Source organism: Sutterella sp. KLE1602 (genome assembly GCF_001578585.1).
GTDB classification, from domain to species: Bacteria; Pseudomonadota; Gammaproteobacteria; order Burkholderiales; family Burkholderiaceae_F; genus Sutterella; species Sutterella wadsworthensis_A.
In genome coordinates this window covers 1-24,167 of sequence record NZ_KQ968517.1, presented here as the reverse complement: position 1 = coordinate 24,167, position 24,167 = coordinate 1, and the positions used below count along the sequence as shown (strand labels likewise).

21 protein-coding genes are annotated in these 24,167 nt (G+C 65.2%); 15 read left to right on the top strand and 6 right to left on the bottom strand.

Annotation, left to right across the window (positions count from 1 at the left end):
- Positions 1–98 precede the first annotated feature (98 nt).
- Positions 99–449: a helix-turn-helix transcriptional regulator gene (locus HMPREF3036_RS03790; protein ID WP_005432896.1), complete on the bottom strand. Its 351-nt coding sequence runs from the start codon at positions 447–449 to the stop codon at positions 99–101.
- Between the two features lie 143 nt (positions 450–592).
- Between HMPREF3036_RS03790 and HMPREF3036_RS03785 the strand changes: the two genes are divergently transcribed.
- Complete coding sequence (locus tag HMPREF3036_RS03785) at positions 593–1,438, top strand: nitroreductase family protein (protein ID WP_005432898.1); 846 nt, start codon at positions 593–595, stop codon at positions 1,436–1,438.
- 7 nt (positions 1,439–1,445) lie between these two features.
- Here the strand turns inward: HMPREF3036_RS03785 and HMPREF3036_RS03780 are convergent, their stop codons facing one another.
- Positions 1,446–2,399, bottom strand: coding sequence for a LysR family transcriptional regulator (locus HMPREF3036_RS03780; protein ID WP_062331714.1), 954 nt, complete (start codon positions 2,397–2,399; stop codon positions 1,446–1,448).
- Between the two features lie 331 nt (positions 2,400–2,730).
- On the opposite strand from HMPREF3036_RS03780, the gene HMPREF3036_RS03775 reads away from it, so the two are divergent.
- The 4 genes from HMPREF3036_RS03775 to HMPREF3036_RS03760 all read left to right on the top strand — a co-directional run bounded on the left by HMPREF3036_RS03775 (position 2,731) and on the right by HMPREF3036_RS03760 (position 6,478).
- Positions 2,731–4,137, top strand: coding sequence for a dihydroorotase (locus HMPREF3036_RS03775; RefSeq protein WP_062331713.1), 1,407 nt, complete (start codon positions 2,731–2,733; stop codon positions 4,135–4,137).
- 202 nt (positions 4,138–4,339) lie between these two features.
- Complete coding sequence (locus HMPREF3036_RS03770) at positions 4,340–4,831, top strand: hypothetical protein (RefSeq protein ID WP_062331711.1); 492 nt, start codon at positions 4,340–4,342, stop codon at positions 4,829–4,831.
- A 33-nt stretch (positions 4,832–4,864) separates the two neighbouring features.
- Positions 4,865–5,593, top strand: a complete 729-nt coding sequence (locus tag HMPREF3036_RS03765; protein ID WP_005432906.1) for an HAD family hydrolase — start codon at positions 4,865–4,867, stop codon at positions 5,591–5,593.
- 75 nt (positions 5,594–5,668) lie between these two features.
- Complete coding sequence (locus HMPREF3036_RS03760; RefSeq protein WP_005432908.1) at positions 5,669–6,478, top strand: universal stress protein; 810 nt, start codon at positions 5,669–5,671, stop codon at positions 6,476–6,478.
- On the opposite strand, the gene HMPREF3036_RS03755 is transcribed toward HMPREF3036_RS03760, so the two are convergent.
- The 3 genes from HMPREF3036_RS03755 to HMPREF3036_RS03745 all read right to left on the bottom strand — a co-directional run bounded on the left by HMPREF3036_RS03755 (position 6,468) and on the right by HMPREF3036_RS03745 (position 10,248).
- Complete coding sequence (locus tag HMPREF3036_RS03755) at positions 6,468–6,962, bottom strand: homoserine O-acetyltransferase/O-succinyltransferase family protein (RefSeq protein WP_062331709.1); 495 nt, start codon at positions 6,960–6,962, stop codon at positions 6,468–6,470. The genes HMPREF3036_RS03760 and HMPREF3036_RS03755 overlap by 11 nt on opposite strands.
- 163 nt (positions 6,963–7,125) lie before the next feature.
- On the bottom strand, positions 7,126–9,378 hold the full coding sequence (locus HMPREF3036_RS03750; RefSeq protein ID WP_062331717.1) for a patatin-like phospholipase family protein: 2,253 nt from the start codon (positions 9,376–9,378) through the stop codon (positions 7,126–7,128).
- 216 nt (positions 9,379–9,594) lie between these two features.
- On the bottom strand, positions 9,595–10,248 hold the full coding sequence (locus HMPREF3036_RS03745; protein WP_005432914.1) for a heme-binding beta-barrel domain-containing protein: 654 nt from the start codon (positions 10,246–10,248) through the stop codon (positions 9,595–9,597).
- Positions 10,249–10,467: 219 nt separating this feature from the next.
- On the opposite strand from HMPREF3036_RS03745, the gene HMPREF3036_RS03740 reads away from it, so the two are divergent.
- The 9 genes from HMPREF3036_RS03740 (at position 10,468) to HMPREF3036_RS03700 (ending at position 21,290) form a co-directional block, all read left to right on the top strand.
- Entirely contained in the window at positions 10,468–11,904 is a 1,437-nt protein-coding gene (locus tag HMPREF3036_RS03740) for a TolC family protein (RefSeq protein ID WP_062331706.1), read from the top strand.
- Between the two features lie 34 nt (positions 11,905–11,938).
- Positions 11,939–12,967 carry an HlyD family secretion protein gene (locus tag HMPREF3036_RS03735; protein ID WP_062331704.1) on the top strand — a complete coding sequence of 343 codons (1,029 nt, stop codon included), beginning with the start codon at positions 11,939–11,941 and terminating at the stop codon, positions 12,965–12,967.
- Positions 12,968–12,977: 10 nt separating this feature from the next.
- Positions 12,978–14,228 carry an ABC transporter permease gene (locus tag HMPREF3036_RS03730; RefSeq protein ID WP_062331701.1) on the top strand — a complete coding sequence of 417 codons (1,251 nt, stop codon included), beginning with the start codon at positions 12,978–12,980 and terminating at the stop codon, positions 14,226–14,228.
- Entirely contained in the window at positions 14,225–15,454 is a 1,230-nt protein-coding gene (locus HMPREF3036_RS03725; protein ID WP_062331698.1) for an ABC transporter permease, read from the top strand. The genes HMPREF3036_RS03730 and HMPREF3036_RS03725 overlap by 4 nt, the downstream gene beginning before the upstream one ends.
- 53 nt (positions 15,455–15,507) lie before the next feature.
- Complete coding sequence (locus HMPREF3036_RS03720) at positions 15,508–16,296, top strand: TatD family hydrolase (RefSeq protein WP_062331695.1); 789 nt, start codon at positions 15,508–15,510, stop codon at positions 16,294–16,296.
- Positions 16,293–17,075, top strand: coding sequence for an ankyrin repeat domain-containing protein (locus HMPREF3036_RS03715; RefSeq protein WP_231853564.1), 783 nt, complete (start codon positions 16,293–16,295; stop codon positions 17,073–17,075). Before HMPREF3036_RS03720 ends, HMPREF3036_RS03715 begins: the two co-directional genes overlap by 4 nt.
- A 75-nt stretch (positions 17,076–17,150) precedes the next feature.
- Positions 17,151–19,103, top strand: a complete 1,953-nt coding sequence (locus HMPREF3036_RS03710) for a peptidase U32 family protein (protein WP_062331692.1) — start codon at positions 17,151–17,153, stop codon at positions 19,101–19,103.
- A 36-nt stretch (positions 19,104–19,139) separates the two neighbouring features.
- Complete coding sequence (locus HMPREF3036_RS03705; RefSeq protein WP_062331689.1) at positions 19,140–19,937, top strand: DUF1266 domain-containing protein; 798 nt, start codon at positions 19,140–19,142, stop codon at positions 19,935–19,937.
- 210 nt (positions 19,938–20,147) lie between these two features.
- Positions 20,148–21,290, top strand: a complete 1,143-nt coding sequence (locus HMPREF3036_RS03700; protein ID WP_062331716.1) for a pyridoxal phosphate-dependent aminotransferase — start codon at positions 20,148–20,150, stop codon at positions 21,288–21,290.
- Between the two features lie 126 nt (positions 21,291–21,416).
- On the opposite strand, the gene HMPREF3036_RS03695 is transcribed toward HMPREF3036_RS03700, so the two are convergent.
- Complete coding sequence (locus tag HMPREF3036_RS03695) at positions 21,417–22,346, bottom strand: LysR family transcriptional regulator (protein ID WP_062331685.1); 930 nt, start codon at positions 22,344–22,346, stop codon at positions 21,417–21,419.
- 255 nt (positions 22,347–22,601) lie between these two features.
- On the opposite strand from HMPREF3036_RS03695, the gene hydG reads away from it, so the two are divergent.
- Positions 22,602–24,026 carry a [FeFe] hydrogenase H-cluster radical SAM maturase HydG gene (gene hydG, locus HMPREF3036_RS03690; RefSeq protein WP_062331715.1) on the top strand — a complete coding sequence of 475 codons (1,425 nt, stop codon included), beginning with the start codon at positions 22,602–22,604 and terminating at the stop codon, positions 24,024–24,026.
- The last annotated feature ends 141 nt before the right edge of the window (positions 24,027–24,167 follow it).

The window sequence follows — 24,167 nt, the reverse complement described above, 5'->3', positions numbered from 1 at the left end:
CGTTAGATTGTGCCCATGCCTGGCACACCAAAAAAAGCCCCGCCAGGCTCCTGCCTGCGGGGCTTTTCCGTTCCGTCGTTTTCGCTTTTTCCTGACGCCTACACCAGGAAGAACCTCGCCGAAACGCCGAAGACGGCCGCGAGCTTCGTTGCGAACTCGGGCGTAATGGGCCTCACGCCCTGCTCCATGTCGGAGACGCGGACCTGATTCGTGCCCAGCTGCTCGGCCAGAGACTTCTGCGAAAGTCCCCTTTCCTTTCTGAGCTTCTTGAGCATCGGACCCGGCGGCAGGTCGGGCGTCTCCTCGGGTGCGCCGATCGTGACGACGGACTCCCCGAGAAGCATCATCATGCTCTCGAGATGTCTTCTCACGGCGTCCGCCTTGTTCGCAGGAACGCTCACCCTGAACACCATGTCGGTGCCGGCGCGTTCTTCCGTAATCGCCCTCATCAGCCAGCCCTCCTCATCTCAATCAACACATTCATCACATTTGGCAACTTACGGACCGCCCAGAACGGTCCGTCTTCGCGCTATTCTACAGACAATGCGGCAAGCGCCCCGCTCCGGGAGCGCACGCATGAAGGAAAGCACGAATGTCCAAGAAATCACTTCAAGACCTGCGCAGGGAGGTCTCCGGCTTCACCGACGAAATCCGTCGCGAACTCAAGGAGCACGTATCCGAGATCCGCGAGAACCTCGACCGACAGGTCACGCGCCTGCGCGCAGAGGTCGAGGACGTGAAGGAGGAGCTCGAGCGCCGCTTCGGCACCGACGACTCGCACGTCGTATTCCGCGCGCTCCCCAAGCCCCGTCGCCTCAACATGCCGCTCACGGAGGTCCTCGAGCGCCGCCAGACCCGCCGCACCTTCAGCGACGAGCCCCTGTCCGACCTCGACATGGCCACGATCCTCTGGGCGGCGGACGGCATCAACCGCTCGAGCGGACGCCGCACCACGCCCACCGCGCTCGACTGGCGCGAGACCGACATCTATCTTCTCAAGAGCAACGGCATCTGGCGTTGGGTGCCCGAAAAAAACGGCCTTCTCTTCTGCGAGCTTGCGGACCTCAGGAGCGAGACCTTCTTCGCCGCGCCGCACCTCAAGGTTGCGCCCGTGCACATCGTCTACGTCTCCAACCGCCCGCGCACCGAGACGCTGATTTCACGCCTCGGCGAGGGCGTCGTTGAAAAACTCAGGCACTCCGCCTGGACACCCGAAAAGCTCGAGGAAATGCGCACGCGCAGCATGATCATCGACGTGGGCGCCAAGATTCAGGCCGTCTATATGGCCGCAGCCGCCATGGACCTCTCCTGCGTCGCCCGCACGGGCTTCGACGCCCACCACGTCGAGCGCATCCTGCGCCTGCAGAAGGGCGAGTCCGTTGTCGCCATCCAGACGCTCGGCTACAGGCCGAACTCCATCCTCGACGCCATCAAGTAGCACGCCGTCACTCTTCGGACGTGTCGATCACGCCCAGGAGCCTCGCCTCGCTTCTTGCAGCATCCACCACGAGCCCCCTCACCCACTGCAGGAAGGGGTCCGTGTGGCTGCAGTGGTGCCAGACGAGCCTCGGCTCGAAGGGGCCCGACTCCTCAGGCATCGGTAGAATCCTGAACTGAAACTGCGAGTCCATCATGAAGCGCCTGAGGGTGATGAGCGGCCCCTCGAACGTAAAGTCCGTCCTCGCCACCACATAGGGAACGGTCAGGAAGTAAGGCAGCACCACGCCCACCCTGCGTCCCTCGACACTCTTCGCGCCGCCGTCCTTCATCCCCGCGGTGACACAGACGGCGGGCCAACGGTTGAGCAACTCCCAGGTCATGACGCCCGCCTTCTCGTAGGCCTCGATCACGGGGTGTCCATCCCTGACGAGAATGCCCTTTTTCGAGCGGTAGATCCTGAGCGAGTGAAAGTCGGGCGGCAATTCCGTCGCAGGAAAGAATGCCATGTCGGCCTCGTTGGCGCGAAGCCTCTCGAGCACCCTCACGTCGAGCGGCTCGATCGCAAAGCGGCTGTTCGGAACGGCATTGTAGAAGCGCTCGACCGCTGCGCTCAGTAGTGTGGCGATGCCGTTGTCGGCTGAAATGAAGCGCACCACGCGGTTCATCTCGTGCAACTCAAGCGGCTCGGGATTGAGAAGTCGACGCGTCTGGTCCACGAGCTCAGCAAGGCGGTCCCGGAGCTCGCGCATTCGGCTCGTCGGCAGCATCGACAGCCCCGAGCGCACGAAGAGTTCGTCGCCGAAGACCTCCCTCACATGCGAAAGCCTGCGCGAGGCCGCGCCCATGCTGAGCCTCATGTCGCCCGCCGTCTGCGTGAGGCTCTGCGTCTCGTAGAGCGCCAGCAGAAACTGCATGTCCTCGAATGAGAGGTCGATGTTGTTCTTTTCGCCTTTGATCATGGCCTTCGTCGTCCTTAGCCCGGACGGCCGGCACGGAGTACCGGAACCGCTCAGAAGTGCCCACAAGTATCGCATTTTTGCCGACAAAGACGCCGCAGTGCCCTGCATCTATGCGAAAACCCTACGGACGCGTCGGCACAGTGAATCCTAAAATTCTAGAGATAAAACTACCGAGCTGACGCTTGGCCCGTTATCCGTCCCCACTCAACGCTTCGCATTGGATGGGGAATTCCGCGGGGAGCGTTAAGGAGAGGCGCGCAGGCGCCCGCCACCATCCGACCAACAGACCAGGCGGCCGAGCGCCGCACCGACCAAAAGGAGAATCCAAGTTATGTGGGATCGTCTTCTCAAGAATGCCCGTGTCGTGGACCCTGTCAACGGCCGAGACGGCGTCATGGACGTAGCCGTCAAGGACGGCCTCATTGCAGCCGTCGGACCGAACCTCAAGGGCGAGGTTTCCGAAGTCGAGGACCTCACGGGCCTCGTCGTGATGCCCGGCCTCATCGATCCCCATCTGCATCTCGGCAGCATGTTCGGCTCCGCTTACGGCACACGCATGGCTGCCGCTGCCGGCGTAACGACCTGCCTCGACATGGCGGGTCCCGTCGACGAAATCCTCGAAACGTCCAAGACCTGCAGCGCAGGCATCAACGTCGCGATGCTCGAGGGCTTCTCACCCATGAAGCACTGCGGCACGATGACGCCCACGCGCGAGCAGCTCGAGAAGTTCGTCCGCGAAAGCCTCGAAAAGGGCGCCGTCGGCGTCAAGATCATGGGCGGCCACTGGCCGCTGCCGCTTGAAACGAGCCGCGAGCTCGTCAAGACCGCCAACGACATGAACGCCTACGTTGCCTGGCACGCAGGCTCTCACACCGCTGGCTCCAACATCCTCGGCATGCGCGAGGTCATCGAGGCCGCCAAGGGCCAGCGCCTGCACCTCGCCCACATCAACGCTTACTGCCGCGGCCGCGTCAATCCCGTCGACGAAGAGTCGAAGGAAGCCATCGAGATGCTGCGCGCCAACCCGAACCTCTGGTGCGAAGCCTACGTGAGCCCCAACAACGGCACCGTGCTTGACTGCGACGAGGACGGCCAGATCATCGACCACGTCACCCGCACCTGCCTCGAGACGTTCGGCCTCACGCCCGACGCCGCCGGCATGCGCGAAGCCTTCCTCACACACCGCTGCTTCGCGATCGCCGACACGGGCTTCATGTCCGAACTCGTCGAGGGCGAGGCCGCGCTCGAACTCTGGGAAAAGCAGGGCATGAAGGGCGCAGGCAGCTTCCCCGTCAACCCCGCACTCTCCCGCTTCATGGTCGCCACGGCCAAGCGCGAGGACGGTAGCTTCGTGGTCGACGCCATCTCCACCGACGGCGGCTGCATTCCGCGCAACGTCGCCATCTCGGTCGGCCTCTCGCTCGTCAAGTTCGGCGCCCTGACGCTCCCCGAGTTCGTCGTCAAGACCTCCGTCAACCCAGCACGCCACCTGCGCCTGCATGACCGCGGCCACCTCTCCGAAGGCGCCGCCGCCGACATCACCGTCTTCGACTACGACCGCCAGCAGGCCGTCGAGACGATCGTCGCCGGCAAGTCCGTCATGAAGAACGGCGAGATCACGGGCACCGGCATCACCCTCGTCACGACGAAGGCGGGCATCCCGGCTGCCGAACGCAACGGCTTCAAGTGGATCGAAACCGAGTTCGAAAGCCCCGAACCCGAACGCTACATCCCCTAAGCCGCATTCGACTCCATGAGCCGAAGACCGCCGCAGGCCCGCCCTGCGGCGTTTTTTTGGCTTTTACTCCCATTCACGCCCGCAGCATTCCTTCCTTTGGCGCGAATCACCTCTCCCGCAGGCACCTCCGTGAGCCGGCGTACGCCCCGCATCACGTGCGGTTAGAATGACCTTCTGAACCTTTCATTTTCCGGAGGGCACCATGCGCGCCGCCGTTCTTTCCGCTCTGCTCGTTCCAGTCTTCCTCACGGGCTGTTCTACCTACGTCACGGTCGTCTCCGAACCCGAGGGCGCCGTCATCACCGACGCATCGGGAAGCATCGTCTACGGCCGCGCGCCCCTCGACGTCGAGTACGACACCAACGAGCTCAGGCACGGTGCCCATCCCGGACAGTGTGCGCAGATTCCCGGCTTTACGGCAAGGTGGCCGAGCGGCGCCTCCGCCTCGACCGACGCAGCGCTGCCGTTGTGCGACCTGCGACACGGCATGACCGTGAGAATCAACCGTCCCAAGTCCGCACCAGGCCCCGAGCAGGACCTCCAGTGGGCGCTCGAGCGCGCCCAGAAGCGTGCGCGCGACGCAGAAATCGAACGAGACCGCATGATGCTCTACATGGACCACGGCTGGTTCTGGGGACCGGGCTGGGGCCCTTGGCCGCGCACGGCGCCCCCGCCGCCGAGGCCCGTGAGATAATTTCACTTTTGCGCAACACGATCGGGACACATCATGCTCAAAGGCAAAAAGGCGGTCATCTTCGACCTTGACGGCACCCTCATTGACTCTCTCGGCATCTGGAGCGCAGTCGACGAGCTTCTCGCCACGAGCCTCGGCCGTCCCGATCTCGCCGCCGACCCCGTGACGCTCGCCCGCCTTCGTGAGGATGCGCTCGTGCGGCATGCCCTCGAACCCAATCCTTATGTCGGCTTCTGCGCGGATCTGGCCGCCTTCTGCGGGAGCCCGCTTCCCGGCGAGGAGGTCCATCGCGAGCGCTACCACATCTCGCGCGCTCTTCTCAAGTCCGACGTGCGCCTCAAGCCGGGCGCGGCCGCCTTCGTGAAGACGCTCTCGGAGCGCGGCTTCAAACTCGCCGTCGCCACCACGACCAAGCGCGCCAACATCGACATCTACGAGACGGTCAACCCGCACATCGCGCCCGAGCTTGCATTCAGCAGCGTCTTCGACGCCATTCTCACGCGCGAGAACGTGAGCCGCATCAAGCCAGACCCCGAGGTCTACCACCTCGCGCTCGAGACCCTCGGCGTGCGCGCCGATGAGGCGCTCGTCTTCGAGGACTCGCTTCCCGGCCTGCGTGCCGCGCACGCCGCAGGCATTCAGACCGTCGTCGTCAGGGATCCGTGGTCCGAAGCCGACAGGGCACGACTCCTCGAGGAGGCGGACGCCCATGTTGATAGCCTTTGCGACGCACCCGAAATCTGCGGTTTTACCCGCTCCTAGCCACCCTTCGGGCGAACATCCTGCGCTAGAATGGATTCAGGCCAATGGCCTTCAAACAAACAGGAGGTATCCTTCATGCGCATTCTTCTTCCCGTCGACGGCAGCGAACACTGCCGCAACGCACTCCGCTTCATTGCCTCCCGCCAGGCGCTCTCGCCTGAAAAGGAGGCGACCGTTGAGCTTCTCAATGTTCAGCACTCCATCCCCGAAGCCGTGATCAACGCGCTCGGCCTCGATTCCGTCCGCAAGGCCAGCCAGGACGAAGGCATGAAGGTCATCGACGCCATGCGCGAAGACGCCGGCGACCTTGACGTCCGCGCCAAGGTCGAGGGCGGCGAGTTCGCGCCCGTCATCGTCCGCGAGGCCGACCACATGGACGCCGACCTCATCGTCATGGGTTGCCGCGGCCTCTCCGCCATGGAAGGCTTCTTCGTGGGCAGCGTCTCCGCCAAGGTGATCAGCCTCACGAAGCGTCCGCTTCTGCTCGTTCGCGACAAGATCCCCGCAGGCGCCATGCGCGTCGGCATCTGCGTCGACCACTCCGACTACGCCCACGCCGCCGCCGAATTCGTCGTCAACCAGCGCGAGTTCTTCGGCAAGGACGCCGTCTTTGAAGTGATCAACGTCTCCGAAACCGAAGAGACCTTCCATCAGGCCGTCGAACCCGTCATGACCGTCTTCGAGGACGCCGGCGTTCCCGCCGAACGCGTGCACCTCAAGGGCAAGGTGGGTGATGCGATCTGCAACTACGCGGGCGAAGGCAAGCTCGACATGCTCGTCATCGGCTCCCACGGCTACGGCAACTTCCGGGCCGCCTTCATGGGCTCCACCGCCATGCGCATCACCGCCGGCTGCGAAGTGCCCCTGCTCGTCCTCAAGGCCTGAAAGATCTCTGCGCGCCTGAATCACGACGCGCGCAGCATCTCAAAGCCAATGTGCCGGCTCCCTCGGGAGAGCCGGCACTTTTTTGTCTCATCCGCACGAAAAGGCCCGCCGCCCTGTCCCGCCTGTACTCGGCGTTGAGGATGCCCGCATCGTATTCGGCATGTCCGGTGAAGAAGATCTGCCTGCCGCCTTCGGTTGAGAGGGCGAAGATCCCCGCCTCGTCGGATTCAGCGAGCACCTTGAGCTCGGGATGTGCGCGCACGGCCTCTTCGTCGATCGTCGTGTGCCTCGAGTGCGGAATCCTGAAGACGTCGTCGCAGCCCCTGAAGAGCATGGAGCTTCGCCTCACGACGCGGTGCTCGAAGACACCCGAGAGCTTGCGCTCGAGAAGCGTCTTCCCTATCCCGATGAGCTGGCAGGGCTCGCCGTTCTTCGGGCGCCAACCGCCCTGCACGCAGACGGTGCCCAGTTCGTGGCGTGTCACACAAACTCCTCTGTGTCAGGCGTTTTGAAGAAAACATCCTGTCAGACTATCAGAGCGAAAGGGGTGGTTTCGAAAAACCGCCCCTGTCTTGGGGGTATAACCCGCGCCTCTAGTGCATGATCCCGAGACGCGGCCCTGACGATGCCGTCTTTGTGCGACGGACTTACATCTTGCGGCCCCAGAAGAAGTAGACGCCCCAGCCTTCGTCCATCGTGCGGCCGACCATCAGGTAGAGGGGGCCGATGATGCTGTCGACGCCCACGTAGCCGCCCACGGCGCGGTGCCAGTCGCGGTTGCCCGACTCGCCTTCCTCGTCGCGGTTGTAGGCGCGGCCCGCTTCGGCCGATGCGCCGAGCCAGACCGTGCGCTCGCCTGCGCCCAACCAGTCGGAGATGTTGCGCGAGATGCGCACGGAGCCGAGCTGGATGTCGGAGCCCGTCCAGCGACCGTAGGGACTGCCGGTGAGCTCGAAAGCGCCGCCCAGCGAGAAGACGCTCGGCACGGCGGAGCGGCCCAGCTTGCCCGAGAAGAGCGTCGTCCAGCGGCCGTAGGTGATCGGCACGTAGACGTTGGCCTCATAGATGTTCTTGTAGCCGGGACCGTCCGTGTCGAAGATGCGCTGGCCCTGCAGGGCGAAGCGGTAGCCCTTGGTCGGAAAGTTGACGCTGTCGAGCGTGTCGAGCAGAAGCTCGGCGCTCACGAACGGAGACTCGACCTCGGGCGTGCTGAGGTCGGTCACGCCGATCGTGCGGGTCGAGGCCTGGGAGAAGTAGCCCGCTGCCACGCGCGCATAGCCCAGGCGCTCGATCGAGTAGCCGAGCCCGATCTGGGCCGTGCTGGTCTCGTTCTTGTAGCGCGCGATGGCCTCACCGTTTTCGTAGACGTTGAAGGGCGAGACCGAGTACTCGAAGCTCGGATTGACGAACCAGTCGGAGCCCGGGCCGAGGGGCTGGTAGAACTCGACGCCGGCCCTGCGGTTCTTGCCCGCCTGGATCTCGGAGCGCAGCTCGGCGCCCCAGGGATTGAGCCAGCCCCAGGTGTGCGCAAGGAGCACCGTGAACGTGTGTTCGTCGCGGAAGTCGGTCTCAAGCGAGCCGCCAATGCGGATGCTCGAGTAGCCGGGCTTCTTCTCCTTGGGCTCGAAGACGAGCACTTCGGTGCCCTCGGGGCCCGGTTCGAAGCGGTAGCGCACCGAGCTGTAGGCGCCGTCGGCCCAGACGCGGCGGCTCGCCGCGTCGATTTCGGCATTGGAGACCGGACGCGAGGTGTCGATGTCGAGCTCGTTGAGGATGGCCTCGGGATTGGCGACCTTGAGGCCCTCGACCTTCACGGTGGAGATCTCGTGGATGTCGCGGCGCGTGTGCGGCATGACGGCGCCCTTGCGGGTCTCGTCCCAGGCGATCCACTGGGCGCGGTCGGGCGAAGCGAGGCGCTCGAGGCGATCGCGGACCTTCTGCGCGGCATCGTAGCCGCGGGTGATGATCTTGTCGCTCTTCTTGAGGTCGGCGCTCGAGAAGTCGTCAAGGTCGGGCGTGATCAGGATGTCCTCGGGGCCGAGGTCGGCAAGCGACTGCCTGACGTTCTGCTCGGTGAGGAGGTTCACCATCTGCGCCATCACGGTGACGACGTTGCCGAGCTCCTCGCGCTTGAGAAGCGGCGTGCCCACGTTCACCGCAATGATGACGTCGGCGCCCATTTCGCGGGCGAGTGACACGGGCAGGTTGTCGAGAAGGCCGCCGTCGACGAGCATGCGGTCGTGGATCACGACGGGCGCGAAGACGCCGGGCAGCGACATTGAGGCGCGCATCGCCATGCCGAGGCTCACGTCCTTCTGCAGCACCACGCGTTCGCCCGAGACCAGGTCGGTCGCGATGGCGCCGAACGGAATGGCCAGCTCGGTGAGGTCATTCACGTAGTTGGCGGGCCCCGTCTTGTCATTGAGGAAGAGGTCGAGCTCCTCGGACGGGATGACGCTGTCGGGGAGCTTCACGCGGCCGTCCTTGCCGAACTCGATGCCCGAGACGGCCAGATTCTTGTAGTCGTCCACCTTGAGGCGCCAGGGCAGCTCCTCGCGGTCGGCGCGGGGCGCCATCATGCGATCCCAGTCGACGCCGAGCACGATGTCGCGGATTTCGGCGGCCGAATAGCCCGCCGCATAGGCGCCGCCAACCATGGAGCCCATGGACGTGCCCGTCACAACGTCGATCTTGATGCCGAGCTCCTCGATCACGTCCAGCACGCCCGTATGGGCGAAGCCTCGGGCGCCGCCGCCCGAGAGCACGAGGCCCACGCAGGGACGGTGCTCGGCGCGACATCGCGCGCGGACCTCGTCCGCCGTCTTGGCAAGGGGCTGCGTGCAGGTTGCGGCAAGGCCGAGGGCCGCCAGCGTCAATATCGCAATCTTCTTCAATTGCATGGGCTTGTCGTCGATGTCGGGGAAAAATTGGGACGAGTCCGGAATGCAGACCTGCGGCACAAAGAAAGACGGCCGCAGGCTCCTTGGGTCGGAGTGCGGCCGTCCGTTCTCCGAGAATGCATCGGGCCGCTCCATACGCTTGATGATAGCGCGTGAAGCGGCTCGCTGACGCTTTCGGACGACGTCGAAATGAGAAAAATGCAGGCTTTTCGCCCGTCAGGCCTTCGGGCAGCGGTTGAGGAGTCCTTCCTCGATCATGGCGGGATTTGGACGCGGGGCCTCGATCATGCGCATCGTGTTGGCATCCGTGTGCTCGAATTCGCCCTTGACGCCGGGAATCTCGAGCTTCGTGACCTGCTCGTAGCTGAAGCGTCCGTCCTCATGGAACTTGAAGACAACGTCCCAGGACTTTGTGAGGAAGGCCTCCTCGAGGAAGGGATTCGAGCAGATGCCGTTGACCATCTGACCGCGCTCGGCATGCAGACGGATCTCGCGGTCGCCGGGCATGGCCGTGCCCTCGGCCATCGCAATCTGGCCGCGCGGAATGGCGAGCGTCATGTAGATTTTGTGCGTCTCGGGCTCGTAGAGCAGATAGCCCACCTGATCATGGAAGGCGGCGAGCTCGCCCGGCTTGGTGATGTGCACGTGGTAGCGCAGGCCGTAGAGGACCTGCGGGCCGTTGTTCTGCGGATCCATCACCTCGAAGTCCCACGTCTCGACGTAGGGCTCCGTTTCGGGGCCGCCCGCCTGCGGATGGGTGTCGACGCCGTCGTCGCCGAACCACTTGCCGGCCAGAGGAGCAATGGGCCCGAGCATCGAAAGCGTATCGGGATTGGCGGGCGCTTCCGTATAGATGTCCTTGTACTTCATTTCAGCCTCCTTTGAAGGGACCGCATGCAGCGCACCATGCGCTCCGGCGGTCCGAACAAGCTCGGTTCATGGTAACACCGCGCAGGGCCCCGTGCTCCCGCCGTTACGAAACGTACGAAAAAACATTCCCTGCATTTCGCCAGAGGCTCCGCTCCTTCCGTCGGGCGCAGTACTTGGTGTTACCATTACAGATTCCGTTTTCAAACGAGATTCCTGAACATGCTCCGTCCTAGTCCCACAGCCGCGGTCTTACTCGGCCTTATGGCCGCCCTCGCCGCAGGCGCCTCGTCTGCCGCACCGTCGACCACCGCCCCCATGGGCTTCGGCGACGCCCGAGTCCTGCTGCACGAGCGCGCCGACATCATGGCCGCCGACCGCGCCGAAATCGCCCGCGCCGAGTCCGAGGCCGAGGCCGCCAAATCGCTCTCGGGCCCGAAGGTCGAGATGGACGTCAAGCAGGTCTGGGGCACCAAGACCGTCGACCTGGGCATCGACACGGGGCTTGGACAGCTCTCCGGCCTCGGCGGCCCGATCGGCGGCGTGCCTGGACAGATCATCTCGGATCTGGCGCAGAAGTACAACCACATCGACATCCACTTCAAGGAAGACATCGGCGGGCCGCGTGCGGCCGTGACGGCCACGCTTCCCATCTACACGGGCGGCCTCATCACCGCGCAGCAGAACGCGCTCAACCACAAGGTGAGCGAGACGCGCGCCGACCGCGACATGCGCGAGAACACGCTTGACGCCGAGCTTGCGGCCCGCTATTGGGGCGTGCAACTCGCGCGCAGCGTCGCAGCCCTGCACAGGAGCGTGCTCGAGGATCAGAACGAGGAGCTTCGCCGCGCGAAGCGCTTCGAGCAGAAGGGCCTCATCGCCAAAGTCGAGCGCCTCGCCGTCGAGGTGGCCCGCGACAACGCGAAGCGCACGCTCGTCTCGGCCGAGTCCGACGTCGGCGTGGCCGAAGCGGAGCTGATGCGCCAGCTGCGAGAAACCTCGCTCCCCGAGCTCTCCTCGCCGCTCTTCGTCCTCACGGGCGATCTGGGCACGCTCGACCAGTGGCAGAACCGCGCCGACACACAGTCGCCCGCCATCAGGAAGATGAACGCGCTGCGCGCTCAGGCGGGCGAAGGCATCTCCGCCGCCGAGGCGAGCTTCAAGCCCAAGGTCTACGCCTTCGGCACCAAGAACCTCATCAAGCACTATCTGACGCTGCCCGAGCCCGACTGGATGGCCGGCGTGGGCGTCACCTTCACACTCTGGGACAACCACGACCGCTTCGACAAGCTCAACGCCGCCCGAAGCGTGGTCACGAAGGCCGAAGCCGCGCGCAGCGAGGCGAAGAACCAGGTGGCCACGGCCGTCGAGGTCGCCTTCCTGCGCGTGATGCAGGCACGCGAGGAGTTCGAGCTCACGGGCTCGACCGTCGAACTTGCGCGCGAAAACCTCAGGCTGCGCGAGGCGAGCTTCGCGGAAGGACTCTCCAACGCCGTCGACGTCGACACGGCCCGCACGAAGCTCACGGGCGCCGAAGTCGCCCGACGCGCGGCCGCCTACAAGTTCGTCGTGAGCTGGGCCCTGCTCCACGCGTCCGCAGGCGCCATGCCCGACTTCGTCAACTCCCTTACCCGCAGCGACCTCGTGGTCGTGAAGTGACTCAGAACAACGCTTTTCCACCGGCTGGAACAAAATGATCGAACAGACTCAAGCTCAGCAGACTCAGGCGCAGGCACCCAAGCGCCCCGCCTCCTCCGTCCCGCTTCTCGTGGGAGGCGCCTTCTTCGCAGGCATCGCGGCTTTTCTCGGATGGGGTGTCTGGGAGGCCACTCATCCCGCGCCCGTGCCCCTGCAGGGCATGGTCGACGCCCGCACGATCTCCGTCTCCGCCAAGGTGCCGGGACGCCTTGCCGAACTCAAGGTCCGCGAGGGCGACGTGCTCAAGGCGGGCGACACCGTCGCCGTGATCGCCATTCCTGAAATCGAGGCCAAGCTCGTACAGGTGAAGGCACAGGAACGCGCCGCCCAGGCGAGGGAGGACCTCGCCAACACGGGTGCCCGCGTTCAGGAAAAGGATGCGGCCCGCGCAGACTGGGAGCGCGCCAAGGCAGCTCTCACCCTTGCGTCCAAGACCTACGAACGCGTCGACGCCCTCTACAGGGAGGGCCTCATCCCCGCCCAGCGCCATGACGAGGCGACCGCCCAGCTTGCAGCCGCACGCAAGGTGACCGAGGCCGCTGCCGCCAAGCTCTCCGCCGTGGACGAAGGTGCCCGCGTCGAGGACAAAACCGCCGCGAAGGCCCTCGTCGACCAGGCAAGAGGCGGCGTCTCCGAAGTCTCGAGCCTCGCCTCCGAAAGCATCGTGAAGGCGCCCGCCGCGGGCGAAGTCACCCGCATCGTGATGGAGGAAGGCGAAGTGGCACCCGCGGGCTTCCCGCTCGTGCTTGTCACCGACCTCAGCGACAAGTGGGTCGTCTTCAACATCCGCGAGGACGAGCTTCCGGGCGTCGAGGTGGGCACGGTCCTCAAGGGCTTCATCCCCGCCGTCAACCGCACGGTCGACCTCAAGGTCAACTGGATCAATCCTCGCGGCGAGTACGCAGTCTGGCGCGCGACGCGTCAGTCGACGGGCTACGACCTGCGCACGTTCGAGGTGCGCGCTCGTCCCGTCGAAGAGCTTCCCGCCCTGCGTCCTGGCATGACCGTCATCGTCGAGCGCTGAGCGGCACGCCATGAAGCACTGGTTTGAGGGCCTCGTCAACACAGCCCGCATCGAATGTCGCTACACCCGCAGGCACCCGCAGCAGTGGGTGATCTGCGCACTCCTGCCCGTCATGTGGCTGCTCTTCGTGGCGAACACCTTCGGCACCGGCCTCATGACGAAGCTCCCTGTGGGTCTCGTCAACGAGGACGGCGGCCCGCTCGCGCGTGAGCTCGTCATGGTCCTCGATGCCGTACCGAGCCTCGGCCTCAGGGGCTTTGAAACCGCGACCGAAGCCGAAGCCGCGCTCTCGCGCGCAGAAACCTACGGCACGATCGTCATTCCAAGGGACTTCACGAAGGACAGCCTGAACGGACGCGGCAGCACGCTCGAGCTCATCATCAACAAAAGCTACTACGCCGTCGGCACCATTCTGGAAGTGGACGTGAAGACGGCGCTCGCCGCCGTCATGAAGAGCGCGGGCACGATCAGGATGACCGCCGCGCGCGGCGGCTCGCTCAAGGCCGAGTCGAACAACCTGCGCATCGCCTCGCCCGAGGTCTACTTCCTCGGCAACACAGGCTTCAACTTCAGCGCCTACCTGCTGCCGACGCTCATTCCCGGCCTCATCGCGCTTGCCGCAGGACTCACCTTCTCGGGCGTGCTCGTGCGCGAGTGGCGCGACGGAGGTGCGACGCGCCTTCTTGCGGCCGCAAACGACTTCGCGTCCGCCGCAATCCTAGGCAAACTCCTGCCCTGGTTCGTCTTCTACGTCGTGCTCGGCCTGTGCTGGGTGTTCGGCCTCACGGGCGTGCTCGGCTGGACGGCCGCAGGCTCCGTCGGCGTCTGGATCGGCGCCACGGTGATGCTCATCGCGGCCATGGCCGCGATCGCCATCCTCTTCACGGCCGTCTCGCTCAGCTGGCCGATCGCCGTCTCGGCGCTCATCTGCTTTGCCGCGCCGTCCTTTCCGTTCACGGGCTTTTCCTATCCGCTCGAGTCGATGACGCCGGGCGCCGCCTTCTTCGGGCAGCTCCTGCCGCTTACGCACTACCTCGCGGTCCAGGGCGAGTGCTGGATCCTGAATTCGCCCCTCGACCACATCTTCACGCGCCTCGGGCCCCTTGCGCTCCTCATCGTCGTGCCCATGGCCGCCGGCCTTCCGATCCTCGGCGTGCGCCTGCGCGTCTGGAGTTCGAAGGACCCCGAGAAGGACCGCATCCGCACACTCCTCGTCAAGGAGAGCCTCATCACCGACGAAACGCAGGGAGGCGCACGATGAACAGGAACAATCAGGCTGAGCAGATGAAGGCGCCCGGCTTCTGGTACACCTTCCTACACACGATCAAGGCCTCCTTTCTCTCCCGCGACACGATCCTCATCTTCGCGGGCGCGATCGCCTTCTACCTGATCTTCTACGCCTGGCCCTACGGCAACCAGCAGATCCAGCACGTCCCGTCGGCCGTGCTCGACCTTGACCGCTCGGCCGCCGCCCGCCGTCTCGTCACGGCCATGGACGCCTCGCCCGCCATCAGCGTCGTGCGCATCACGCAGGACGAAGGCGAGGCGATGGAGGCCTTCAGGCGCGAGGAGTTCTCGGTTCTCATCACGATTCCGAAGGACTTCGAGAAGTCCCTCACCCGAGGCGAGAACGTCACCGTGCACGTGCTCGGCAACGGCGCCTTCCCCGTGAAGGCCCGAGCCGTTCAGGCCGCTCTGGGCGGCGTCGTGACCGACAAGACGAAGCTCCTCGACGATGCGGCCGTCTATGCGACGGGGCTCCCCGGCACGAGCGTGCACTCGCACCATCAGGCCGCGCCCGGCCTTCGCGTGCAGTACATGTACAACGAGATCGGCGGCTACGGCAACTACACCGTGCCCGTCGTGGGTCCCGTGATCATTCAGGCCGTGATGCTCATGGCCATCACGATGGCGCTCGGCGGCTGGCTCGTCGCCGCAAGGCGCGAGCCCTTCGTGGAGGCCGCGCTCGACCGTCCGCTCCACAGGGGCGCGGCCGTCTGGCTCGCCTTCACGCTCATCACCTTCCTCTGGTTCGTCTACATGCAGGGGTTCGACTTTTGGTGGCACGAGTACGGCTCCATGCGCAGCGTTGCCGCGACGCTGGGCACCGGCCTGCTCTTCTCGGCCTCGGTCGCCTCCTTCGGCATGGCGGTCACGATCCTTCTGGGCTCGAACCGCTGGTCGAGCCAGGCCGTCGTGATGATCTCGGCCCCCGCCGTATTCATCTCGGGCGGCATCTGGCCCATGACGAACGTGCTGAGCGAGCCCGTCTTCGCGCTCTCGCTCTTCATTCCGACCTCGCCCGCAGTGCCCGCGCTCCTTGCGGCCTCGCAGGACGGGGCCCTCACCGAGTCCATCCTTCCCTATTGGGGAATCCTCGGCATTCAGACGCTCTTCTATCTCTCGACGGCGCTCCATCTCGTGTACCGCCGCGACTGGCGCGAGGACGCCGTACAGGCCTACAGCCGCGGCGCCCTCAGGCGCTAGCCCTTCGTCAAGACCGACCGGCCCTCCGACTGGGACTATTGAGGCAACAGCACATGCAGTTCATCGATTCACACAGCCATCTCAACAGCGACGCCTTCGACGAGGACCGCGACGAGGTCATCGCGCGCATGAAGGCGGCGGGCATGGCGGCCGCCATGGTCATCGCCTGCGAGGACGACGAGCTCCCGAAGCTCGAGGCGCTCCTCGCGGAGCATCCGGGCTGGCTCTTCGGCGCCTGGGCGCTTCATCCCGAATTTCCCGACAAGCCCGAGCCCACCGTCGAGCGGATCGCCGAGATCTGTTCGCGCCCGGGGTTCGCCGCCGTGGGCGAGACGGGGCTCGACTTCTACTGGTGCAAGGAGCCGCTTGACTGGCAGCGCGCACGTTTTCGCCGCCACATCGAGGCCGCGAAGGCCATCGGCAAGCCCCTCATCATCCACGCGCGCGACAGCGAGCGCGAGGCGCTCGAGATCCTGCGCGACATGCACGCGGGCGACGTCGGCTTCGTGATGCACTGCTTCTGCGGCGACACGGACACGGCGCTCGCCGTCGTGGACGCGGGCGGCCACGTAAGCTTCACGGGCAACCTCACCTTCAAGCGAAACGAGGCGCTGCGCGAGACCGCGAGGGCGCTTCCGCTCGAAAGCCTCCTGCTCGAGACCGACTGTCCCTACATGGCGCCCGTGCCCATGCGCGGCAGGCGATGCGAGCCGCAGTACGTCGAATATGTCGCAGAATGTCTCGCAGGACTTTTCGGCGTTGACAAAGCGCACGTCGCCCGACAAACTACGGCCAACGCCGTCAGGCTCTTCCGCCTGCCCATCCGTCTTGAGGAAGCATGAACCATTCCATGAAAAAGCTCGCCGTTCTTCTTGCCGCCGCCCCGCTTCTGCTCTGCGCGCCCCTCGCATCGTCCGCCGACGCGTCGTCCGCAGGCGACCCGGGCGCCTTCGTCCTCTCCGAGGCCGAGGTCGATCAGATGGCCCGCAACACGCACGACTTCAATCAGGCGATCGCCGCCGGCAACGCCGCCGACGTCAGGCGCCTTCTCTCCACGGGCATCACGCCCAACATCGTGCTCGAAAACGGCGACACGCCGCTCACCTGGGCCCTGCGCAGCGAGTCGTGGGATCTCGCCCGCGTGCTGCTCGACGCCCAGGGCATTGACGTCAACATGGAGAACCGCCACGGCGAGACGCCGCTCATGCTTGCGGTGATCAAGGGCCGCGAGGCTGAATTCGACAGGCTGCTCAAGCTCGGTGCGAAGGTCAACAAGACCCGCGGTTGGACGCCGCTCCACTACGCCGCCACCGAAGGCCGCACCTCCATGATGAAGCGCCTCATCGAACTCGGCGCCGACGTCAACGCCCAGACGAAGGCGGGCATCACCGCGCTCGACATGGCCGCAAGGAAACCGAGCCGCGAGGCCGTCATGATGCTCCTTCGCGCAGGCGCCTACCGCGACTACTGCACCGACAGGGGCATGTCCGCCGCAGACTTCGCCAAAAAGGCGGGCGACGAGGAGCTCGCCAAGTACCTCGCCGTCAAGACCTGCGCCGTCACGGGCCCCGCCAGACCCGAGCTCTACAGGCAACCCGCCGGCATCACGCTCCGTCACTGACGCTCGTCCCCTCATGCACAGGCCACCGGACGCACGCCCGCGCGGCCTTTCCACGACAATCCCGAGGATTTCTTCGTGTCCCACACGCCTCTTCCCCTCACCGCTCTTGAACTTCTCGCCCCCGCCCGCGACGCCGACACCGGCATCGCCGCGATCGATCACGGCGCCGACGCCGTCTACATCGGCGGCCCTGCCTTCGGCGCCCGCCAGTCCGCGGGCAACACGATGGACGACATCGCGAGTCTCGCCGAGTACGCGCACCGCTACAACGCCCGCGTCTTCATGGCGCTCAACACGCTCTTCACGAACGAGGAGCTTCCGCGCGCCCGCTCGCTTGCCTTCGACGCCGCCAAGGCCGGAGTCGACGTCCTGATCGTTCAGGACATGGGCCTCATGGCGGGCCCGTTGCCCGACATCGAGCTCCATGCCTCGACGCAGTGCGACATCCGCACGCCCGAAAAGGCCGCGTTCCTCGAGAAGGCGGGCTTCTCGCAGATGGTGCTCGCGCGCGAGCTCTCGCTCGCCGAGGTCGCCGCCTGCCGCGCCGCGCTCCATTCGGCGCGCATCGAGTACTTCATCCACGGCGCGCTCTGCGTGAGCTTTTCGGGCCAGTGCTACATCAGCGAGGCGATCACGGGACGAAGCGCCAACAGGGGCGCCTGCGCGCAGCTCTGCCGCCTGCCCTACGACGTCTACACGGAGTCGGGCGAGCAGATCGCCCGCCGCAGCCACGTGCTTTCGCTGCGCGACAACAACCAGACCGACAACCTCGAGGCCCTGATTGACGCGGGCGTCTCGTCCTTCAAGATCGAGGGCCGCCTCAAGGACCTCGTCTACGTGAAGAACATCACAGCCTGGTACCGTCAGAAGCTCGATGCCATCATCGCGCGACGCCCCGAACTCTCCCGCACCTCCGACGGCGTCTCGACCTTCAGCTTCACGCCCGATCCCGAGAAGAGCTTCCAGAGGAGCCGAACCGACTACTTCGTGCACGGCCGTCAGTTTGAAAAGCCCTACGAACTCGCCCAGCTCGAGAGCCCCAAGAACACGGGCAGCCCCGTCGGCCGCTGCGAGCGCGTCGAGCCGGGCGAAATCCTCGTGCGTCCCGCCGCGGGCGTCTCGCTTGCCAACGGCGACGGCCTCACCTATCTCGGCGACGACGAGGAGGTCCACGGCCTTGCCGTCAACCGCGCCGATCCCGCCGGCAGAGGCCTCGTCAGGCTCACGCTGCGCAACCGCCGCGAACTCCCCGAGGGGCTTCGCCGCGGCATGACGCTCATGCGCAACCTCGACCGCTCCTTCGTGCGCGAGCTCTCGGGCGAGTCCGCCGTGCGCCGCATTCCGATCGTCATGACCTTCCTCGTCGAGGACGACGCGCTCACGCTCATCGTGACCGACGGCCGCGAATGCGCCGAAGCTCATGTGGCGATGGATCTCGACGCCCCCTCGAACCCCGAGCGCAACAGGGAGACGCTCATCAGGAACCTCGGCAGGCTCGGCGACACGCTCTACACGGCCTCCGACATCTTCGTGCCCGAGGACCTCGACGTCTTCGTGCCCGCCTCGGTTGTCAACATGATGCGCCGCGAAGCCGTCGACGCGCTCACGAAGATGCGCGAGGAAGCCCGGGTCCGTCCCGGCCGCGCCCCCGTCGACGACGAGGCGCCCTATCCCGACCGCATCCTCGGCTTCGCCGCCAACGTCGCCAACGATGCCGCGCGCGAGTTCTACGAGCGCCACGGCGCCCGCGTGACCGCGCCCGCCTTCGAGATCAAGCCCGTGGAGAAGGCGGATCTCATGACCTGCCGCCACTGCATCCGCGCCGCGCTCAAGCGCTGTCCGAAGATGCTCAAGGCCTTCCCCGAACTGCTCGAGAAGACGCCGCGCGAAGCCTTCAGGCCCGAGCCGCTCGTCCTCGTCAACTCGTCGGGCGAGCGCTTCGAGGCGATTTTCCACTGCAAGGCCGATCCCTGCTTCATGACGATCACGCACGCCGACGACGCGAGCGGCTCCCGCTCAGCGGGATAAAATGAAGGGTCGCCCCATCCTCCGGCTCCCAACCCCATGACGAACGACGAAGAACCGATCGAGCTCCTGATGCCATCCGCCGCCATGCAGCCCGTCCTTTCGGACCTGCGTGCCGCGCTCGTGCGCCTCGGCGACGTGAAGACCAGATCCGCGCCTCGCGTCTGGGACAACATTGACTTCGAGGGCACGGCCGCGAACATCGCGCGCTTCACGCTCTGGACGGAGGGATGGGATGAAGGCGTCATCCCTGCGGGCGACGTCAACGCTGCAAGCGACGTCGGCCACCGCCTCTCGACCGAGCTTGAGATCATGTCGCCCGACGACCTCGAGGAACGCTTCCGCGTGATCGTCGACGGCGCCCCCGTCACCAGGCTCTACCGCCGCATCTCCGACGCCCAGACCGTCAGCCGCCTGATGAAGGACACCATGGCGCTCGGCTGGTCGGGCTTCGACATGCTCGCGCTCTCGCCCGCCGAGCAGGAGACGATGCGCCGCAGGCGCATGTTCGTCGACGCCTTCCGCAACGACTTCGACTGGACGCGCCTGCGCGCCCTCGAACTCTCCCAGAGCGCCGCGCTTCTCGAGGCCGCGCTATACGTCGAGATGGTCCAGCCCGCCGACATCGAACGCCTGAGACGCCGCATCGCGGGCGAGGCGATCGCGCGCTGCGCGAGCTGGACCGCATTCGCCCGTGCGCTTCTGTGCGCACGCACCTTCTGCAGCCTCAGGGACGGGGCGCTCAGCACCCGAAGCAGGATCGCGGAGGACGAGGCGAGGCTCACGGCTCTCCTCTCGGGCCCCTGGCAGTCCGCCTGGCCGCGCGTCGCGCCGTAGGGCGCAGCCGGGCAGAATGCCCTCCTGAGAACCGTTCTAATCCGTTTTCCCTAAAGCATTCCGCCCAAGCGCTCTGAAGTCGCTCAACAAAGTGCGAAATTCCCTCTTGCAGAGCGCATCAAGGAGACATCAAGAGCCTTCGTTCGAGTCACAATGACTGAAACGCCGGTGCCGCGCACCGGCCCCAGTCACAGACACCCGGAGAGCATCATGCCCCTGAACCGCCGCAATTTCCTCGGAGCCGCCGCCCTTGGCGCGGGCTCCCTCATGCTCGGCTCCGCGCAGGCCGCGCCTGCGCCCGCCCTGCCCAAGTTCACGCCGCCCACGGCCAAAAAGCCGATGGCGCTCTGCTTCAACGAAAATCCGCTCGGCCTCACGCCCGCCGCCCGCGACGCCGCGATCGCAGCCCTGCCCGACGCCAACCGCTACCCGTTCGTCGCAGCCGAAAGGCTCCGCAAGGCCTGCGCCGACTTCATGGGCGGCAAGCCCGAGAACGTGATGCTCTCGCACGGCTCCGCCGAATCGATCCGCGCGAGCATCGAGGCCCACATCCGTCCCGGCGTCTGCCTCATCTGTCCCGAACTCACCTACAGCGACGGCGCCGACACGGCCCGCAAGAACAACGTCAAGGTCGTCACCGTGCCGATGGGCGCGAAGTGGTCCGTCGACCTTGAGGCCATGAAGAAGACCGTCGCGGGCATCAACGGCCCCGTCATCGTCTACTTCGTCAACCCGAACAACCCAACCTCGACCATCGTCGACTCGAAGGCCCTTCACGACTGGATCCGCTCTCGTCCGGCCGACGTCTTCTTCGTCATCGACGAGGCCTACGCCGAATACGTCCGCGATCCGTCCTTCGTCTCCTGCAAGACGCTCGTCGACGAGGGGCTCGAAAACCTGTGCGTGCTCAAGACCTTCTCGAAGATCTTCGCCATGGCCGGCATGCGCCTCGGCTTCACCTATGCCGCGCCCGCCGTCGTCAACAAGGTCCGCACCCAGGTCGCCTACGACATCATGCTCAACAACTCGGCCATCGCCGCCGCGCTCGTCGAGCTCGAAGACAAGGACTTCATCCCGAACTCCCGCAGGGCCAACGAGGACGCCCGCGTGATCGTCTGCAAGACCCTCGACGAACTCGGCATCGAGTATCTCGACAGCCAGACGAACTTCATCTTCATGAACCTCAAGGCCCCGCTCAAGCCCTTCCAGGACCGCATGAAGGCGGAGAACATCCTCGTCGGCCGCCCGTTCCCGCCCGCCGTCGAATGGTGCCGCGTCTCGCTCTCGACGCCCGACGACATGAAGTACTTCGCCGCGAAGCTCAAGGAGTTCCGCCGGAAGGGCTGGGTCTGATCCGATGAGCCTTCCGCCGCGGGACGACCGTCCCGCGACGCCTTGAAAAAAATCCCGCGCGCCGCTGCCGGCCGTGGGATTTTTCCTTTCCGCTTCCCTTCGGCCGCCGTTCGACCCAGGACCTCATCAGGCCTTCAGATAGCTCTCGCCCGCCTCCGTGAGCGGGATGCCCGCCGCGCGGATGCTGCCCGCGATCTCGGCGATGCACTGCCTGATTTCGGGCCAGAGGCTCTCCGAGGTGACAGGCCAGAAGACGTAGAAGGGAATCGTGAGCGGGTTCTCGAGGGGGACCGCCGCGCAGTCGTCCGAGACGCTCATCGCCGCGAGCTCGTCCGTGATGTGCACGCCGATGCCGCGCTTGACGAACCTCAGCGCCACCTGCGTCGAGGAGAGTTCGGCCACGATCCTGTCGGGCGTGAGCGCGGGATGCAGGCTCCTGATGTACTCGCGCTCAAGCTTGTCGGCGGAAAGCAGGATGAAGTTCTCGTGCGCATAGTCCTCGAGCCTCACCTTCTCCATCCGGCTCATGGGATTGGTCTTCGGAACCACCAGCCTGAAGGGCAGGTGCGCGATCGCCTCCTTCTGCAGGTCGTCGTGACTGCTGAGCAGCGTGCCGAAGCCCACGTCGAAGGGATGCGAGAACTTAGAGTAGTAGATGTCGCGGCTCTGGTGCACGTCCATCGTGATCCTCAGCGTCTCTTCGTGGGCCTTGAGGATCTTCGCCACTGCGGGAATGATCACGTTGCTGCAGTGGCGGGCGAGCACGGCAATGCGCAGTTGCTTCTTCGTCGAGGCCCTCTGCTTCGGAAAGTCCTCGAGCATGTGCCAGGCGCGCATCGACTCCTTCGCCACGCGATAGAACGCCTTGCCGTCCTCGGTGAGCGTCAGGTTCTTCGTCGAGCGGTCGAAGAGCCTGCAGCCGAGCCTGTCCTCGAGCTGGCTCACCGCCCTGCTCGCCGCGGGCGCGCTCATCGCGTTCTGGTTCGCGGCCGAGAGGAGCGAACCCGTCTCCACCACCGCGCAAAAGAGCTTGATCGACCTTGCCTTCAGTTCCATTTCATCCTCCTTCCGGACCTCACCGACAATTTCATTTTCCGCAATCCGCCGTGCAATATTTGCATTTTACAAAATAAAAGGCATAAGGCAAAATACTTTCCAACACGGCAGGCACGGCCTGAGACACCCAGCCTGCAACTCTCCGAAACACAAGCAACACGGCCGATTCAGAGGACATCTGATCGGCCGTGTTGCTTTTGAGGCGGAGTGCACATCCCACAAGACCCCAGTCAACTCGACGAGAAAAAAATGGCCATTTACGACCCCAAGTCCCGCGTAGCGGAAGAGTTCATCAACGATCAGGAAATCCGCGACACGCTCGCCTACGCCGAAGAGCACAAGTCGGACGCTCCGCTGCTCATGAGCATCCTTGACAAGGCCGCCCAGTTCAAGGGCCTGACCCACCGCGAAGCCGCCGTGCTGCTCGCCTGCGACGTCAAGGAGGTCAACGACAGGATCTTCGAGACCGCCATCAAGGTGAAGGAGCACATCTACGGCAGCCGCATCGTGCTCTTCGCGCCGCTCTACCTCTCGAACTACTGCGTCAACACCTGCACGTACTGCCCGTACCATGCCAAGAACAAGAGCATCGTGCGCAAGAAGCTCACGCAGGAGGAGATCCGCAACGAGGTGATCGCGCTCCAGGACCTCGGCCACAAGCGCCTGCTCCTTGAGGCGGGCGAGCACCCCAAGCACAATCCGATCGAGTACATCCTCGAGTCCATCAAGACCATCTACTCGATCAAGCACAAGAACGGCGCCATCCGCCGCCTCAACGTGAACATCGCCGCCACGACGGTCGAGAACTACCGCAAGCTTCACGAGGCCGAGATCGGCACCTACCAGCTCTTCCAGGAGACCTACAACCGCAAGGCTTACGAGGAGCTGCATCCGAAGGGACCGAAGTCCGACTACGCCTACCACACCGAGGCGCACGACCGCGCCATGGAAGGCGGCATCGACGACGTGGGGCTCGGCGTGCTCTTCGGGCTTGATCTCTGCCGCTACGACTTCGTCGGCCTGCTCATGCACGCCGAGCATCTTGAAGCCGTCTGGGGCGTCGGTCCGCACACGATCTCCGTGCCGCGCATCTGCCCGGCCGACGACATCGATCCGGCCTCCTTCGAGAACGCCGTGCCCGACGACCTCTTCCTCAAGATCGTCGCGCTCATCCGCATGGCCGTGCCCTACACCGGCATGATCATGTCGACCCGCGAAGGCCAGCGCATCCGCACCGAAGCCCTCAAGCTCGGCATCTCCCAGATCTCCGGCGGCTCCCGCACGTCCGTGGGCGGCTACGCCATCCGCTCCGTCCAGGAGATGGAGGAGAAGACCGAACAGTTCGAGACGAACGACCGCCGCTCGCTCGACGAAATCGTCCGCTGGCTCCTCGAGAACCACTACCTTCCGTCCTTCTGCACGGCCTGCTACCGCGCCGGCCGCACGGGCGACCGCTTCATGGAATGGGCCAAGGACGGCAGCATCGCCACGTACTGCCAGGCCAACGCCATCATGACGATGAAGGAGTACATGTGCGACTACGCCTCGAAGGAAACCCGCGAGGCCGGCGAGCGCGTCATCGCCAACGAACTCCCGAAGATTCCGCACGAGAAGATCCGCATCGCCAGCGAAAAGCGCCTGATCCGCATCGCCGACGGCGAACGCGACTTCCGCTTCTGATCTTCAGGCCCATCGACCTTCCGATCAATTCGCGGGGACTCCTACGGAAGCCCCGCGACCGAACACAGGGGAAAAAGGCCCTGCGGACCACATCGGTCCGCAGGGCCTTTTTGGTGTGCCAGGCATGGGCACAATCTAACG

What these genes read in the sequence shown, in the direction of transcription:
- HMPREF3036_RS03790 (WP_005432896.1), bottom strand. Translation starts at nt 449, where the DNA reads ATGAGGGCGATTACGGAAGAACGCGCCGGCACCGACATGGTGTTCAGG.
- HMPREF3036_RS03785 (WP_005432898.1), top strand. Translation starts at nt 593, where the DNA reads ATGTCCAAGAAATCACTTCAAGACCTGCGCAGGGAGGTCTCCGGCTTC.
- HMPREF3036_RS03780 (WP_062331714.1), bottom strand. Translation starts at nt 2,399, where the DNA reads ATGATCAAAGGCGAAAAGAACAACATCGACCTCTCATTCGAGGACATG.
- HMPREF3036_RS03775 (WP_062331713.1), top strand. Translation starts at nt 2,731, where the DNA reads ATGTGGGATCGTCTTCTCAAGAATGCCCGTGTCGTGGACCCTGTCAAC.
- HMPREF3036_RS03770 (WP_062331711.1), top strand. Translation starts at nt 4,340, where the DNA reads ATGCGCGCCGCCGTTCTTTCCGCTCTGCTCGTTCCAGTCTTCCTCACG.
- HMPREF3036_RS03765 (WP_005432906.1), top strand. Translation starts at nt 4,865, where the DNA reads ATGCTCAAAGGCAAAAAGGCGGTCATCTTCGACCTTGACGGCACCCTC.
- HMPREF3036_RS03760 (WP_005432908.1), top strand. Translation starts at nt 5,669, where the DNA reads ATGCGCATTCTTCTTCCCGTCGACGGCAGCGAACACTGCCGCAACGCA.
- HMPREF3036_RS03750 (WP_062331717.1), bottom strand. Translation starts at nt 9,378, where the DNA reads ATGCAATTGAAGAAGATTGCGATATTGACGCTGGCGGCCCTCGGCCTT.
- HMPREF3036_RS03745 (WP_005432914.1), bottom strand. Translation starts at nt 10,248, where the DNA reads ATGAAGTACAAGGACATCTATACGGAAGCGCCCGCCAATCCCGATACG.
- HMPREF3036_RS03740 (WP_062331706.1), top strand. Translation starts at nt 10,468, where the DNA reads ATGCTCCGTCCTAGTCCCACAGCCGCGGTCTTACTCGGCCTTATGGCC.
- HMPREF3036_RS03735 (WP_062331704.1), top strand. Translation starts at nt 11,939, where the DNA reads ATGATCGAACAGACTCAAGCTCAGCAGACTCAGGCGCAGGCACCCAAG.
- HMPREF3036_RS03730 (WP_062331701.1), top strand. Translation starts at nt 12,978, where the DNA reads ATGAAGCACTGGTTTGAGGGCCTCGTCAACACAGCCCGCATCGAATGT.
- HMPREF3036_RS03725 (WP_062331698.1), top strand. Translation starts at nt 14,225, where the DNA reads ATGAACAGGAACAATCAGGCTGAGCAGATGAAGGCGCCCGGCTTCTGG.
- HMPREF3036_RS03720 (WP_062331695.1), top strand. Translation starts at nt 15,508, where the DNA reads ATGCAGTTCATCGATTCACACAGCCATCTCAACAGCGACGCCTTCGAC.
- HMPREF3036_RS03715 (WP_231853564.1), top strand. Translation starts at nt 16,293, where the DNA reads ATGAACCATTCCATGAAAAAGCTCGCCGTTCTTCTTGCCGCCGCCCCG.
- HMPREF3036_RS03705 (WP_062331689.1), top strand. Translation starts at nt 19,140, where the DNA reads ATGACGAACGACGAAGAACCGATCGAGCTCCTGATGCCATCCGCCGCC.
- HMPREF3036_RS03700 (WP_062331716.1), top strand. Translation starts at nt 20,148, where the DNA reads ATGCCCCTGAACCGCCGCAATTTCCTCGGAGCCGCCGCCCTTGGCGCG.
- HMPREF3036_RS03695 (WP_062331685.1), bottom strand. Translation starts at nt 22,346, where the DNA reads ATGGAACTGAAGGCAAGGTCGATCAAGCTCTTTTGCGCGGTGGTGGAG.